The organism is Companilactobacillus paralimentarius (assembly GCF_963227125.1).
GTDB lineage: Bacteria > Bacillota > Bacilli > Lactobacillales > Lactobacillaceae > Companilactobacillus > Companilactobacillus paralimentarius.
On the sequence record NZ_OY724131.1, the window covers coordinates 312,518 to 325,830 of the forward strand.

Genomic DNA, 13,313 nt, shown 5'->3' on the forward strand with positions numbered 1-13,313 from the left:
CTATAGTATAACGATAAAAATGAGCTTTATTGTAATTGCAACCGAGGGTTTCTGTTCAATGAGATCCACTTAAGATATGCTTTTAAATATTAAACGAGGTGGACTTAATGAAAATAGGCAAACAATTACAGGATCAACGTAAGCAACATAATATGTCACAAGAGGATTTAGCAGCTGAATTAAATATTTCTCGTCAAGCAATTTCTAAATGGGAAAATGGAACTTCTTTACCTAGTTTCACCAATGTGATTGCTATAAGTGATTTGTTTGATATTTCTTTGGACAAGCTTATTAAAGAGGATCCGGCATTAATCAATAAATTTGAGCATGAAAAGATAGGATTAACCAAAGTAGAAACAATTATTACGGTCGGATTTGTGTTGGCATTTATAGTCTTAGGAGTTTGTTATTTTTATGGAGTTACTTCACATGAGATGATGGATTGGATTTCGTTATTTGAATTAGTTACTGGTATTGGTTTTTTAACTAATATTAAATGGAAATTATTCAATAAATCACTCAATAAAAGAGCAGTTATTTTTGGCATATTACTATTAGCTTTATTTTTGATACCTCAGATTATGCATGCTACTCCTGAAATTATTAAAGGAATAGATCAAGGTATTTCTTACGGTAGTTAATAACGAATGCATAACGATATATTTTTTATAAAGGAGTCGACTTTAGGTCGATTCTTTTTGTATATTTAAGTGACAAAGTAAAAGCAACCTCTAGGTTCTCGTCCAATTAGATAATTACATCTAGAATTGTAACTAAATAAAGGGGGCACCAAAATGAAGATTGGTGATCAGTTACAAAAACAGCGAAAATCACATCATATGTCACAGAACGAATTGGCAGAGAAACTTCATTTAACCAGACAATCGATTTCAAAGTGGGAAAATGGAACGACGTTGCCTAGCTTTGCTAGCGTAATTGCCATTAGTGAAATATTTGGTGTCTCTTTGGATGAGTTAATCAAAGGAGATGTTGCTCTAATGGATAAACTTAAAGATGATGGAAAGATTAGGTTGACCAAGCTTGAAACAATAGTCATTACGGGACTCGTATTCGTAGCTATTGCTCTGGCAATTATTTATGGAACGGGAATATCCATGGATGATGTGAGTGATTGGATGTCAGGATTCTCTTTAATATTTTTTATTCTCTTTGCCAATAGCATTAATCGAAATAAGTTTAATGAAAGTCTTAATAAGAAGGCTGTGATTTTTGGGATTCTATTATTAATTACGATTGTAGTGCCATTTATTATGGGAATCTTTAGTGGTTTCTTACAGGAATCGATTAGATTACAGAAAAATGTTTAAAGAAATAGCCCCAATAGCTCAAAATCGAGTTATTGGGGCTATTATCGTTAATCTTCAGAATTAAAGTCAATCATGGGAAGTGTCATAGCTGGGAAACCACTTGCTGCAGTCATCATTGAGACTAATGGGCGTAAATAAGATAGTAAAATCGTTGCAGCATCTGTTTGTAAAATTTGCAAAGCGTCAACATTGGATATGTCATCATCAACTTTAAAATACGAAGATATTTTACTAGATATTTTATATGGCACCTGGTCTTGATCAAGATTGACGAAAAGACTTAAGTAAACGGGAACAGCTGAGCTCCAATCTATTTCTAATTCCGGAGGCATTTCGATCATAGTTTTAATGTCTAATTGTTCGAGGCCGTCGACGATGTCGAACTGTTCGTTAACTTTGAGATCGAATTCCGAAACAGTGGGATCATCAAATTCTAAATATCGATCAATTTTATTCATGATTCTCCTCCATTCATTTTCGTAAGTTTAGCACGTTGCCGAAAAAAACGATATTTATCTGCCATTCCAATAAAAAAATCGACCTTGAAGGGTCGACTTTTTAAGCGGTTTGTTTTTGAATTTCCTTTTCACCTAGAATTTCGTTGAGGACTCGATCGGCTACAATACCGATTTGACCAGCATTACGATTCTTAGGACAATCTTTTTCATAGTAATTAGTTGATTCTTTCATAACGACGATGCGGTCGGCCATACGAGCAGCCTCATCGACATCGTGGGTTACAAGGATAGTTGTAAGATGCTGCTTTTGACAAACATCAAGGATCAAATCCTGCATTTTTCTTCTAGTTAAGGCATCTAATGCGCCGAGTGGCTCATCTAACAATAAAACTTTAGGATTAGTCATCAATGCTCTAGCTAGGGCAATTCGTTGCTTTTGACCACCTGATAATTGATTAGGAAAGTGATCGGCGTAATCGCCCAATTCAACAAGATCTAATAATTCTTTGGCATGTGCTTTAGTATTTTTATCTTTAGAGCCAAATGATAAATTGTCTAAAACATTCATCCAGGGAAGTAAACGATCTTCTTGGAACATCATTCTCATAATGGAGCGAGAGTTGTCTTCACCAACAGTGATCGACCCACTAGTTGGTTTTTCTAATCCAGCGATCAACCTTAAGAGGGTACTTTTACCGCCACCACTCATACCAACTAAGGCAATGAATTCACCTTGATTAATATTGAGGTTTACATTTTCCAAAGCGGTTAGATCTTGATACATTTTATTAACATTTTTAATTTCAATCATTGAATTTTTATTCATTTAAACGTTGCTCCTTCCAGTTGTTTGCCATTCTAGTAGTAAACTTTCAAAGCCTTTAGCGACTAAGTCAGAAATTTTACCTAAGATGGCGTAGACGACGATACATAAAATAACAGTTTCCATATCCATGAAATCTTCAGCATTATTAGCCATATAACCAATACCAGAACTGGCTGAAATAGTTTCGGCGACGATTAATGTAGTCCACATCACACCTAAGGCATAACGGATACCAACAAGAATTTGTGGTAAGGCAGCTGGGAAAATAATTTTGAAGAACATTTGGCTTTTGGAGAGTTCATAAGATTTCCCCATTTCAATCAAGTCGGGATCGACGGAACTGATACCGTGGAATGTATTGATATAGACTGGGAACATTGTTCCAATAGCCACTAGAGAGATTTTGGCTGATTCATTGATACCAAGCCATAAAATAATTAATGGGATAAGTGCCAAATGAGGGATATTACGAAACATCTGAATAGAGGAGTCGAATAGTAAACGACAAGTCTTTGACATTCCGTTGATAAATCCGAGGATAAAACCAACTCCACCACCAATCAAAAGACCGACAGTTGCACGATAAAGACTGATACTTAAGTTTTTAGGCAGGTCACCACTTTGGGTTAGCTTGATTCCATCTTGAAGCACCGCTAGAGGTGATGGTAAAACGGAACTTGATAACCAACCTAAAGTAGAACTGACCTGCCAAAAAAGAATTAGAATAATCGGCAAGAGAAATGGTAATAATTTAGTTACGGGAAGAACGAACTTCCTCTTTTTGCGTGCTATGGTCAAAGAATCTTGCATCGACTAAGCCTCCTTTAATTGTTGAGTCACTTCTTGAGCTAGAAGTGTACGTTGAATTTTTCCAGTAGCATTCTTTGGTAATTGACTACTAAAGATATACTTTGTGGGACGTTCAACAGGTAATAACTGCTCATTTGCTAATTCATTCAACAATGCGAGTTGGTGTCGATGATCTTGACTGATTTCAGTTGGGACAATAACAGCAGTAACAGTCTCACCGTAGATTTTGTCAGGAACACCAATTACGGCCATTTCACGGACAAATTTCAAAACGTTAAGACAATCTTCAACGGCAAGCGGATTTACATTTTCACCACCACGGATAATCATTTCTTTGCTACGGCCAGAAATTTGGAGATAACCATCTTCATCCAAGGAACCCAGATCTCCGGTTAAAAGCCAACCATCATGGAAAGCTTCAGGTTGAGGATCGAGATAGTGTGTAATAATACTTTCACCTTTAATGGCAATTTCACCTACTTGACCGACAGCCATCTCTTCATAATTGGTACCGAGAATCTTTAATTCAGTACCAACTGGCAAACCAACACTATTTTGAAGAGGCCGGTCCAACGGATTTTGAGCGATTTGGCTAGCTGCTTCAGTCATACCGTAACTTTCAATTAAAGGAACGTTGAAACGACGATTGAATTCCTCGTGAGTACTAGGCAATAACGGTGCTGAAGCGGTTCTGAGAAATCTCAGATTGTTGTCAGTTGGTTGTTGGTCACGCTGTAGCAGAATGGCGATAATAGCTGGTGTGAGTGAGACCCAAGTTACCTTTTCACTACTGACTTCTTTCCAGAATAAGTGGGCACTGAATTTAGGACGGAAGAGTAACTGTCCATGAGATAGACGAGTAGCTAGGTTGGAGATAACCAAAGCATTGATATGAAACATTGGCATCAAGATAAAAGTGCTATCGTGACTAGTGAGTAACTCGCTATCAATGACGTGGAAAGCACCAGCTAAGAGTTGATGGTGTGTTAAACCGACCCGTTTAGGTTTCCCTGTTGTACCAGAAGTATGCATGATAACCGCTAATTGATCATCATCGGGAGTTTCATTGAGATGTGCAATGTGTTTGTTGCGGATAAAAATTTGTACTTCAGGTTCATGTAAAGTGGTTAAACGGGGTTGATTAGTAAAAGTATCTTTTAAGATAGATAGTTCTTTAATATCTTCATTAAGAATAATTGCTGAATAATTATATTGATCTTCCAGTTCACTAATTTGAATTTCAGTAGAAACCGGATTAATGGGTTGTACAATAGCACCAATGTCCCAAAGACTTTGAATAACGATAGAGTAGGAAACCGAATTAGACAAAGCAACTAAGACGATATCGTTATGACCAATTCCTTTGTTTTGCCAATAGTTTTTCCAAACATTTTCTTCTAAGTTAAGTTGACTACCAGAGTACCAGTGCTGACCAGCATCTTGCATCAAAGGACGAGAAGAGCCATCAATTAATTGTTGTTTTAATCTTTCTGTAAGTTCTGACATAAGTAATACCAAGTCCTTTCACTTGTTTAATTGTTCGATTGAATAAACATAGTTTACAAGGAAGATAGAGAAGTAACTACTTAGTTTCGATAAGGTTTTTATAAGAAGATCTTAGAAAGAGGAGAGGATTCCACAGACTCGGAAATTTCAGGACTGTAGCAAACCGGAAGAAATGGATCTGTGGAATCCATTTAAGCAGCATACTTGAGAAAAGTAGCCAGACCGAGAAGATCTAAATCAATAAAAAAATAGAACACTGCCGTCCTCCGCAAAAAGAAAATTTGGCTGGAACGCCATGGGCCGGCTTAGAGCTAATTATTTTCTACACCGTGTAAAATACTGGATCTCTGAGCTCGATTATTCTCTAAGTAATAAATCGCTAAGGAAATCTTATGGCTGAATCAATTTTCTTGTTGCTCCAGACTAAATCCCGCTTTGCTTAGTAACTACTGTAAAATCTAACCAATAAAAAAATCCAATCCCAGAAAGGATTAGATTTTATCAAAAATAATTTTAAAAATACTACCGCGAGGATGATTATCCAAAACTTCAATAGTACCGTTATTCAATTTGACCAGTTGTGCCACAATAGATAGTCCCAAACCACTACCCTTGATTTCGTTAGAATGAGAGGTATCAACCCGGTAGAATCTTTGGAAAATAAGTTTCTTCTGATCATCAGGAATACCCATACCAAGATCAGTAACCGATAATTCAACTTTATTATTAATATCCTTTAAACTTAAGTTAATAGGGGTATTGTCATCAGAATATTTATTGGCGTTGTCTAAAAGAGCTACAATAATTTGTTTCAAAGTATCAGAGTTTCCAGAGATATGTAAATTGGGATCAATATCTAAAATCATTTTGTGAGGGATCGAAGGTTCGTAGTGTTGGCCAATTTGTTCAGTGATCTCTGATAAGTTTTCATCCTGTAGAATAACCTTGGCTCGATCGGCTCGAGATAGGTGTAAGAGATTCTCAATTAAATTCTGCATTCTTAAGGATTCCTCGTCGATGAAATCGAGTGATTCAGGAATGACTTCGGGATGTTTGTCACCATGACGTTTGATTAAATTGATATTGCCTCGAACTGCCGCAATTGGTGTACGCAATTCATGTGAGGCGTTGGAGACAAAGTCTTTTTCACGCTGTAATCGTTGATTTTGGGCAGTCAGTAATTCATTAAAAGCGTTACCTAACTCGTGAATTTCTTGTGGACTCTGTGGTACTTCTAAAGTAGGCTGATCAACTTCAGAATTTTTAGTCGTATTCTTAGTTTCTTTGACTAATTGAATGGTAGGAGCACTTAATTTGGCGGCTAATTGATGTGCCCACCAGGTTCCAAAACCTAACGTAATGAAGACAACAATACTGATAATGATTATTAAGAGAATTAAACTATTGATCAATCGATTTAAACTGACCCAAATTTGATAAGTTGTATTAGAGTCTTTTTGTGAAAAGAATAAAAAGAATCCAAAACTTTTGACGTAAACAACATTTTTGCCAAAAATACTGAATTTCTTTTGAGCAATAAATTTCTTGGAAGCCGAGGAGGTCATAATAACTTGTCCCTCCCGGCCTGATGTTGCAGTGATAGATGACTTATTAGTTTTGACTCTGATAACGGTATTTTGTTTGGAATGACGATTATTTTGATTATTCCAGTGGATAAAACTAGGAATATCGTCAATGTTAGCTCGATTCAAACTCATCATTTGCCCTTGAGCCTCATGAACTGTCATCAGGGATTGTTGTACACCAACAATAATTAAGATTAAGGCACTGATTGATAAAGTAATGATAATGACTAATTTCTTAATGCCGTTGTTAATTAGTTCTTGATAAGTGAGTTGCTTGTCATTCATTCTGTCACATCCTCAAGTGAGTAACCAACGCCTCTGATAGTTTGAATAAGAGGTTTATTTTTTTTGCCATCGATTTTACTTCGTAAGTAACCGACATAAACATCAACAACATTTTGTTGACCCAAGAAATCTTCACCCCAGACGTTATCAAGTAATTCGTCACGAGTGAAAACTTTGCCAATATGTTGAAGGAAGAATAGCAAAAGATCGTATTCACGTCTAGTTAGTTGAACAATTTCGTCACTTCGAGTTACTTGATGTGACTTAGTATTCAAAATCAAATCAGCAATTTGATAAGTTTGGTCAGGTTCTGATAGATGTTCAGCACGTCTTTGAATAACGCGAACCCTTGCTAGTAATTCTTCGATTTCAAAAGGTTTGGTGATGTAGTCGTCAGCACCATTATCTAATCCGGCAACTTTGTCACCAATGTAATCACGAGCCGTCATAACGATAACGGGAACCTGATCATGCTTTCTGATACGACGTAAAACTTCCATACCATCGAGTTTAGGTAACATCCAATCTAAGAGAATCAGTAACAGGTCGTTTTGATGTTTTTCGTATAAGTCCATAGCTTCAGCACCGTCATTAGCGATAACTGTTTTAAAATCCTCAAATTGTAATTCTTTACTAACGTAACTCGAAAGACTACGTTCATCTTCAACAATTAAAATCGTGTTTTTCATTAACAAATCTCCCAAATAATTATTTAGTTTATTATAAACACCTTTTAATAAAGAAAGCTAAAAATTCCAATTGGTTAGTCTTTAACTTTACTGAGTGGTAAGAGAATATAGCATTTTTTTGAATCGGTTTATGTTACACTACCAATTGATCAGTTAAAAAGGATGACTTAAATGGAAAAAGCAATTGAGATTCTCAAGAAGAATAACTACAAGGTAACTAAACAGAGAACAGACTTAATTAGTTATCTGAAAAATTTTACAATTCATTACGTTGCCATCAACGATATTGCCAATTACATGCGCAATCTCTATCCTGGCATGAGCAATAATACAATTTATCGTAATCTAAAAGAATTTGCGGATATTGGATTGGTTGAGTATCAGGAAAAAAATAAAACACTGGTAAAGTATCAATGTGATTTTGAACACCGCCATCACCACCATTTTGTCTGTAAAAATTGTGGCCGGGTAACAGAGCTGAAGGCTTGTCCAATTGAATTTTTCACCGATCAATTACCAGGTTATACAGTTGAGGGGCATGCCATAGAAGTTTATGGATTGTGTGCTGACTGTACTAAGAAATTGGAGAAAAAAGAAGCATAAAGTAAACAGATTGTTATTCTAGTTTAGAAATTTAAAACAGCACTTATTTAGGATAAACGTAAATATATACGTTCCTAAATAAGTGCTGTTATTTTATTCCAAATATCACTCTGGAACCCTTAAATTATATTTAGTGGCTCAAGCGCCAGTTCTTATAACTTAGACCTAAGAAGTAAGCAATTACTTCAAAAGTTGAGATAAAGAAGGTTACGGGCCAGTTTGTTATAAATGCCAAGTATAATCCTAACCAAACTCCGATTAATGAGAGTCCAACGGAAACAATAATCATTTTAGGTACCGAGTGAACTATATATTTAGCAGTAGCGGCTGGTAATGTTAATAGTACAAAGACTAATAATGAACCAACGATTTGTGCACCAATACTTACACTCAAAGCCAAGGTAATTAAGAAAGTAATTGAGAGTAATTTAGTTTTAAGTCCAGCGGCTTGAGCACCAATGTGATCAAAAGAATCGAAGGATAGTGGTTTGTAAAAGATGATGAAGATCAAAATAACAAAAATGGCTAGAATCAGTAGTTGATGAACTTCTTTAGCACTGATACCAACGATACTTCCAAACAGGATATTTGTGGCATAACTGCTTGATTCAGAGGATAACGATAGAAAAAGAATTCCTAAACCTATAAACAATGAAGAAATAGCACTGATTGAAGCCTCACGACGGGATGACTCGCTACTTAAACTACCAACAGCAATTGAACTAACTAGAGTGAAAAGGATCATTCCCGCTAAGGGAGAAATGCCGATTAAGATACCAAATGATGCTCCAGCAAAACCTATTTCTGACAATGTGTGAGAAAGAAAGGACATGTTTCTCGAAACTACGAAAACACCTACTAATCCGGCTGTTATTGCAATAAAAGTACTGGCAATAAAAGCCTCACGCATAAATTCATATCCAAACATAAAATTATCCCTCCATCTCGAACATATCTTTAGAAACCTTTTGCACATCGATAGGTTCAATCGTCTTATTTTTAAAGAGAAGAGCCTTTTTAGTGTATTTCTTTGTTAAATCATAATCATGAGTAATGAAAATGACAGTTATATGGTACTTATGGTTCAACTCTTGAACTAAATCCATCAGTTGGGTTTTGACTTCTACATCTAAACTGGCTGTCGATTCATCCAAAATTAAGATTTTAGGATCATTCAATAGTGCTTGAGCCAGATAAGCTTTTTGTTTCTCACCACCAGAGGCCAAACCTAATGGTCGATCCTTGATTTCCGTTAGACCAGTTCTTTTGAGAATAGTTTTAATTAAAAGATTGTTTTGACGGCGTTTTTCAGGATTTAGTGTTACTTTCAAATTCAAACGAATGAATTGTTCGATACTAAGTGGATAGTCAGAATCGACATTTCGGAATTGCGGAACGTAACCAATCGTTTGACTGGAAGTCTGAATGGTACCGCTAGAAGGTTTTTCTAAACCAATAATTATTTTGACAAGGGTGGTCTTACCTGAACCATTAGGACCAACTAAGCTGATGAAATCACCATCGTTGATTTGAAAGTTTAAATTCTCAAAAACTAATTGATTACCGAATCTTTTTGATAAATTTTCTACTTTGATCATAATTATTTCTCACTTTGTAAAATTTTGTTGAGGTCCTTATATTGTGACAGCATCCACTGTTTGTAAGTTTTACCCTTAGGAAGGGTTTCTGTAACTTTTAGAACGGGAATATCATTAGCCTGAGCCTTTTTAACGAAATTATTGATAATTTTGCTGTCAGTCTGTGTGTTGAAAACTAAGAAGGCAATTTTTTTATTTTTAATACCTTGATTCATCTGTTTGATATTGGCTGGAGTAGGATCCGTGCCATTTTCAATAGCTTTTTCAAAAGATTTATTGGCAACTTTAAAGCCGATTGATTTAAGTGAATAATCGAAAACTGGTTCACTGACATAAACATTTTTATTTTTGGAATTTTGTGACTTCTGACGCAATTTTGTTAATTCGTTTTGAACGGGTTGAAGTGAACTGATGTATTTCTGAGCATTATCTTCAAAATAAGTTTTGTCATCAGGATCTTTTTTTGCTAATTCTTTGGCTAAATATTTAGCATACTTAGGCATGGTTTGTGGTTTGTACCAAATATGAGGATTGTCGCCGACTTTTTTGTTCATGACGTTTTCACCAATTTTGATGAAAGTACTATTGTCATTTTGATTTAGTTTGTTCATCCAAGAATCATAGCCTAGGCCGTTAGCAACAGTGATATCTGCATTGCTGACTTGCTTGGCTACATTAGTGGTTGGCTCATAATCATGAGGATCGATTGCAGGATTATTAATAATAGAAGTAACGGTTCCTTTATCTCCAACGACTGCTTTAGCAACTTCAGCGTAAAAATCAGTCGTGGTAACGATTTTAATTTTGGAATCGTTGGATTTAGTGGCGGTCTTATTTGAACAACCAGCTAAAACAAATAGAAAGATGAGAAGTAAGAAACTTAATAGGCGGTATTTTTTTAAATTCATTTTTAAACTCCTTAATGATAAATATTACTATTCAATCATAAATTAAGTGTCTTTAAATGTAAATGATAATATTTATCATTTACGCCATTAACAAAAAATAATTATAAGCTCCTTATAGCACAAAAAGGGATGCAATCCTAAAATTATGTACCAAAAAAGCCTGCCAATTCGTAATTCAACTGACAGACTTCTTTTATTTATTCAGAATATTTTTGAATGTTTTTAGCTAACTTAATTATCCTACTTTTGATGTCATCACGAGCGTCACGAAAATCCTCCATGACCTCGGCCTCATCACCAGTACTTTCAGCAGGATCATTGACGGGCCAATGTAACCAACGAGTTGACTGGGGAATAATGCATTTATCACGTGCCTCACCACAAAGTGTTATGACAAGATCAGCTTGATTCATAAAATCATTATCGATTAATTTGGATGTTTGTTGTGAAATATCAACGCCATCTTCCGCCATAACTTTTACAGCTAATGGATTGAGACCACCGATACGGATACCAGCGCTTCTAACGTCCCATGTTGGCAAATATTTCTTAGCATAACCTTCAGCTATTTGACTCCGACAGGAGTTTCCGGAACAAAGAAAATATAATTTTTTATTCATTATTTTTTATTCCTAGTTTAATTTGACATTCAGGGCAGAGACCATAAACTTCCATATGATTACCAGAAATCATGTATCCGGAAATTTCAGCGGTCTTTTTTTCGAGCCCTTTTTCGGTGTCACTGAATCCTGGATACGTAACGTCTACAATACGTCCACAATTAGTACAAATAGCGTGGTAATGGGGTGTTCCGAAGTAATCATAATGAGTACTTCCATCACCATTCTGAAGTTCCACGACTAAATGATGGTCAACGAAAGTATTGAGGGTATTATAAATCGTAGATGCCCCCATATTGGGTAATTCCTTACCTAAAGCATCACGAATTATTTCAACAGTAGGATGATTATGATGGCTAACTAAGTAGGCCAAGATAATGTGACGTTGGGGAGTAACCCGAAGCTTGTGATCCTTTAGGATTTGTAACGTTTCTTCCATTACGGCATTACTAGCCATGAGCAATCTTCCTTTCTACTTGAGAATCATTACAAAGTAATTATATTACTAAAGTTTGAAAAATGGCAATAATTTGAGTTTAATTGTGAAACCATTTTAATGACGTGAACAGTTTACTTTTCAGAAAATAAGAGGTATTATGTACTCGTTAATAGATGAGAACCATTCCAATGTAATGAAAAATTAAGGAGTGAGTACCATGCCTAAAACAAAGAAGAAACAAAGTTTGGCCGAGAAGATCAACGTAATGCGTGCCAGTGTAATGGGCGCTAACGATGGAATTATTTCCGTTGCTGGTATCGTTATCGGTGTTGCTAGTGCACAAAGCAATAATCATGCTATTTTCCTATCTGGAATTGCCGGTATGCTAGCCGGAACTATTTCAATGGCAATGGGCGAATGGGTTTCTGTAAGTACCCAACGTGATACTGAGAAACGTGCTATTGAAAAGGAATCTGCTCAATTAGATGGCCATTATGATGAAGAATTTAGTTATATTCGTGATAAATATCAATCTACGGGTATTTCAAAAGAATTGGCCACTCAAGCCACAACGGAAATGTTGAGCGATGATCCTTTGGATGTAGCGGTTCGTGAAAGATACGGTTTCAATCCCAAGGAACAAACAAGTGCCATTGCGGCGGCATTGGCTTCGATGATTTCATTCCCAACGGGATCAATTTTACCCTTAGTATCAATTACGATGTTTCCCCAAAGTATTAAATTATTTGCAACTGTGATTGCTGTTATTATCGCCTTAATGATTACTGGATATGCTGCCGCAACTCTTGGTGGAGCTAAACGTAGCAAGGCTGTTATTAGAAATGTCGTTTCAGGATTGTTAACTATGTTTGTAACCTATGCGATTGGATCACTATTTGCACATTAGTAAGGAGGAAGAAGAATGAAAACTATGTCAGTTTCAAAACCAAAGAAGCAAAAGAAAACAATGGCGGAACGTTCGAATACCCTTCGTGCTGGTGTGTTAGGGTCCAATGATGGTATTTTGACCGTTGTCGGAGTACTGTTTTCAGTCGCCGTTGCTACAACTAATACATTTACAATTTTTATTGCTGGTTTGTCAGATCTGTTGGCATGTGCTTTTTCAATGGCTTCTGGGGAATATGCCTCAGTTAGCTCTCAAAAGGATACTGAAAGAGCTGCAATTGAAAAAGAACGTGAATTGATCAAAACCAATTATCAAGACGAATTAGATGTAGTAGCCAATTACTACGTAGAACGTGGCGTTAAAAAGAATACTGCTGACAGCATTGCCAAAGAATTAATGGAAAAAGATGCCCTAGGAACAGTAGTAAGAGTCAAGTATGATCTACAATTAGGACATTATATGAGCCCATGGGATGCTGCATTTTCATCACTAGTATCAGCAGCATCAGGTGGAATTTTCCCATTAGTAGCAATGACATTATTACCTGCAACAATAAAGTGGCCAGGAACAATTTTAGCTGTAACATTATCAGTCGCTTTAACCGGATATTTAAGTGCAAAGTTAGGAGACGGATTAGTTAAGACTGCTATTATTAGAAATGTTATTGTAGGAATAATTACTATGGCAATACACTATTCAGTTGGATTAATGCTATAAAACAAAGAGCGAAGCAAGGACGCCCAGCTCGTT

15 protein-coding genes and 1 pseudogene are annotated in these 13,313 nt (G+C 36.0%); 5 read left to right on the top strand and 11 right to left on the bottom strand.

What is annotated here, in order from left to right; all coding sequences use genetic code 11:
- The first annotated feature begins 107 nt into the window (after positions 1–107).
- Entirely contained in the window at positions 108–641 is a 534-nt protein-coding gene (locus ACI6PB_RS01435) for a helix-turn-helix transcriptional regulator (protein ID WP_025084553.1), read from the top strand.
- Positions 642–794: 153 nt separating this feature from the next.
- Positions 795–1,328 (top strand): helix-turn-helix transcriptional regulator, encoded by a 534-nt coding sequence (locus tag ACI6PB_RS01440; protein ID WP_309510513.1) that lies wholly within the window; start codon positions 795–797, stop codon positions 1,326–1,328.
- 47 nt (positions 1,329–1,375) lie between these two features.
- Here ACI6PB_RS01440 and ACI6PB_RS01445 read toward each other — a convergent pair whose 3' ends face one another.
- From ACI6PB_RS01445 to ACI6PB_RS01470, 6 genes and pseudogenes are all read right to left on the bottom strand, one after another.
- Positions 1,376–1,786 carry a protein-export chaperone SecB gene (locus tag ACI6PB_RS01445; protein WP_025084552.1) on the bottom strand — a complete coding sequence of 137 codons (411 nt, stop codon included), beginning with the start codon at positions 1,784–1,786 and terminating at the stop codon, positions 1,376–1,378.
- Between the two features lie 100 nt (positions 1,787–1,886).
- A pseudogene (locus ACI6PB_RS01450) lies at positions 1,887–2,519 on the bottom strand (ABC transporter ATP-binding protein); the annotation flags it as partial.
- 93 nt (positions 2,520–2,612) lie between these two features.
- Positions 2,613–3,422, bottom strand: a complete 810-nt coding sequence (locus tag ACI6PB_RS01455; protein WP_404327650.1) for an ABC transporter permease subunit — start codon at positions 3,420–3,422, stop codon at positions 2,613–2,615.
- Between the two features lie 3 nt (positions 3,423–3,425).
- On the bottom strand, positions 3,426–4,928 hold the full coding sequence (locus tag ACI6PB_RS01460; protein WP_404327651.1) for an AMP-binding protein: 1,503 nt from the start codon (positions 4,926–4,928) through the stop codon (positions 3,426–3,428).
- 491 nt (positions 4,929–5,419) lie between these two features.
- Positions 5,420–6,799 carry a cell wall metabolism sensor histidine kinase WalK gene (locus ACI6PB_RS01465; RefSeq protein WP_025084549.1) on the bottom strand — a complete coding sequence of 460 codons (1,380 nt, stop codon included), beginning with the start codon at positions 6,797–6,799 and terminating at the stop codon, positions 5,420–5,422.
- On the bottom strand, positions 6,796–7,488 hold the full coding sequence (locus ACI6PB_RS01470) for a response regulator transcription factor (RefSeq protein ID WP_025084548.1): 693 nt from the start codon (positions 7,486–7,488) through the stop codon (positions 6,796–6,798). Before ACI6PB_RS01470 ends, ACI6PB_RS01465 begins: the two co-directional genes overlap by 4 nt.
- A gap of 171 nt (positions 7,489–7,659) precedes the next feature.
- Here ACI6PB_RS01470 and ACI6PB_RS01475 point away from each other — a divergent pair, with 171 nt between their 5' ends.
- Positions 7,660–8,091 carry a Fur family transcriptional regulator gene (locus tag ACI6PB_RS01475; RefSeq protein WP_025084547.1) on the top strand — a complete coding sequence of 144 codons (432 nt, stop codon included), beginning with the start codon at positions 7,660–7,662 and terminating at the stop codon, positions 8,089–8,091.
- A 130-nt stretch (positions 8,092–8,221) separates the two neighbouring features.
- Here ACI6PB_RS01475 and ACI6PB_RS01480 read toward each other — a convergent pair whose 3' ends face one another.
- From ACI6PB_RS01480 to ACI6PB_RS01500, 5 genes are all read right to left on the bottom strand, one after another.
- Entirely contained in the window at positions 8,222–9,019 is a 798-nt protein-coding gene (locus ACI6PB_RS01480) for a metal ABC transporter permease (RefSeq protein WP_056955825.1), read from the bottom strand.
- Positions 9,020–9,023: 4 nt separating this feature from the next.
- The gene (locus ACI6PB_RS01485) at positions 9,024–9,689 is read right to left on the bottom strand and encodes a metal ABC transporter ATP-binding protein (RefSeq protein WP_034543816.1); all 666 of its coding nucleotides are present in this window, start codon (positions 9,687–9,689) and stop codon (positions 9,024–9,026) included.
- Between the two features lie 2 nt (positions 9,690–9,691).
- Positions 9,692–10,597, bottom strand: coding sequence for a metal ABC transporter solute-binding protein (locus tag ACI6PB_RS01490; protein WP_025084544.1), 906 nt, complete (start codon positions 10,595–10,597; stop codon positions 9,692–9,694).
- 197 nt (positions 10,598–10,794) lie between these two features.
- Positions 10,795–11,217: an arsenate reductase (thioredoxin) gene (arsC, locus tag ACI6PB_RS01495; protein WP_025084543.1), complete on the bottom strand. Its 423-nt coding sequence runs from the start codon at positions 11,215–11,217 to the stop codon at positions 10,795–10,797.
- Entirely contained in the window at positions 11,210–11,674 is a 465-nt protein-coding gene (locus ACI6PB_RS01500; protein WP_025084542.1) for a Fur family transcriptional regulator, read from the bottom strand. Before ACI6PB_RS01500 ends, arsC begins: the two co-directional genes overlap by 8 nt.
- A 199-nt stretch (positions 11,675–11,873) precedes the next feature.
- Between ACI6PB_RS01500 and ACI6PB_RS01505 the strand changes: the two genes are divergently transcribed.
- Positions 11,874–12,563, top strand: coding sequence for a VIT family protein (locus tag ACI6PB_RS01505; RefSeq protein ID WP_025084541.1), 690 nt, complete (start codon positions 11,874–11,876; stop codon positions 12,561–12,563).
- Positions 12,564–12,578: 15 nt separating this feature from the next.
- Positions 12,579–13,280: a VIT family protein gene (locus tag ACI6PB_RS01510; RefSeq protein WP_034543814.1), complete on the top strand. Its 702-nt coding sequence runs from the start codon at positions 12,579–12,581 to the stop codon at positions 13,278–13,280.
- Positions 13,281–13,313: the final 33 nt, after the last annotated feature.

What these genes read in the sequence shown, in the direction of transcription:
- ACI6PB_RS01435 (WP_025084553.1), top strand. Translation starts at nt 108, where the DNA reads ATGAAAATAGGCAAACAATTACAGGATCAACGTAAGCAACATAATATG.
- ACI6PB_RS01455 (WP_404327650.1), bottom strand. Translation starts at nt 3,422, where the DNA reads ATGCAAGATTCTTTGACCATAGCACGCAAAAAGAGGAAGTTCGTTCTT.
- ACI6PB_RS01500 (WP_025084542.1), bottom strand. Translation starts at nt 11,674, where the DNA reads ATGGCTAGTAATGCCGTAATGGAAGAAACGTTACAAATCCTAAAGGAT.
- ACI6PB_RS01505 (WP_025084541.1), top strand. Translation starts at nt 11,874, where the DNA reads ATGCCTAAAACAAAGAAGAAACAAAGTTTGGCCGAGAAGATCAACGTA.
- arsC (WP_025084543.1), bottom strand. Translation starts at nt 11,217, where the DNA reads ATGAATAAAAAATTATATTTTCTTTGTTCCGGAAACTCCTGTCGGAGT.
- ACI6PB_RS01445 (WP_025084552.1), bottom strand. Translation starts at nt 1,786, where the DNA reads ATGAATAAAATTGATCGATATTTAGAATTTGATGATCCCACTGTTTCG.
- ACI6PB_RS01510 (WP_034543814.1), top strand. Translation starts at nt 12,579, where the DNA reads ATGAAAACTATGTCAGTTTCAAAACCAAAGAAGCAAAAGAAAACAATG.
- ACI6PB_RS01475 (WP_025084547.1), top strand. Translation starts at nt 7,660, where the DNA reads ATGGAAAAAGCAATTGAGATTCTCAAGAAGAATAACTACAAGGTAACT.
- ACI6PB_RS01480 (WP_056955825.1), bottom strand. Translation starts at nt 9,019, where the DNA reads ATGTTTGGATATGAATTTATGCGTGAGGCTTTTATTGCCAGTACTTTT.
- ACI6PB_RS01465 (WP_025084549.1), bottom strand. Translation starts at nt 6,799, where the DNA reads ATGAATGACAAGCAACTCACTTATCAAGAACTAATTAACAACGGCATT.
- ACI6PB_RS01485 (WP_034543816.1), bottom strand. Translation starts at nt 9,689, where the DNA reads ATGATCAAAGTAGAAAATTTATCAAAAAGATTCGGTAATCAATTAGTT.
- ACI6PB_RS01470 (WP_025084548.1), bottom strand. Translation starts at nt 7,488, where the DNA reads ATGAAAAACACGATTTTAATTGTTGAAGATGAACGTAGTCTTTCGAGT.
- ACI6PB_RS01460 (WP_404327651.1), bottom strand. Translation starts at nt 4,928, where the DNA reads ATGTCAGAACTTACAGAAAGATTAAAACAACAATTAATTGATGGCTCT.
- ACI6PB_RS01440 (WP_309510513.1), top strand. Translation starts at nt 795, where the DNA reads ATGAAGATTGGTGATCAGTTACAAAAACAGCGAAAATCACATCATATG.
- ACI6PB_RS01490 (WP_025084544.1), bottom strand. Translation starts at nt 10,597, where the DNA reads ATGAATTTAAAAAAATACCGCCTATTAAGTTTCTTACTTCTCATCTTT.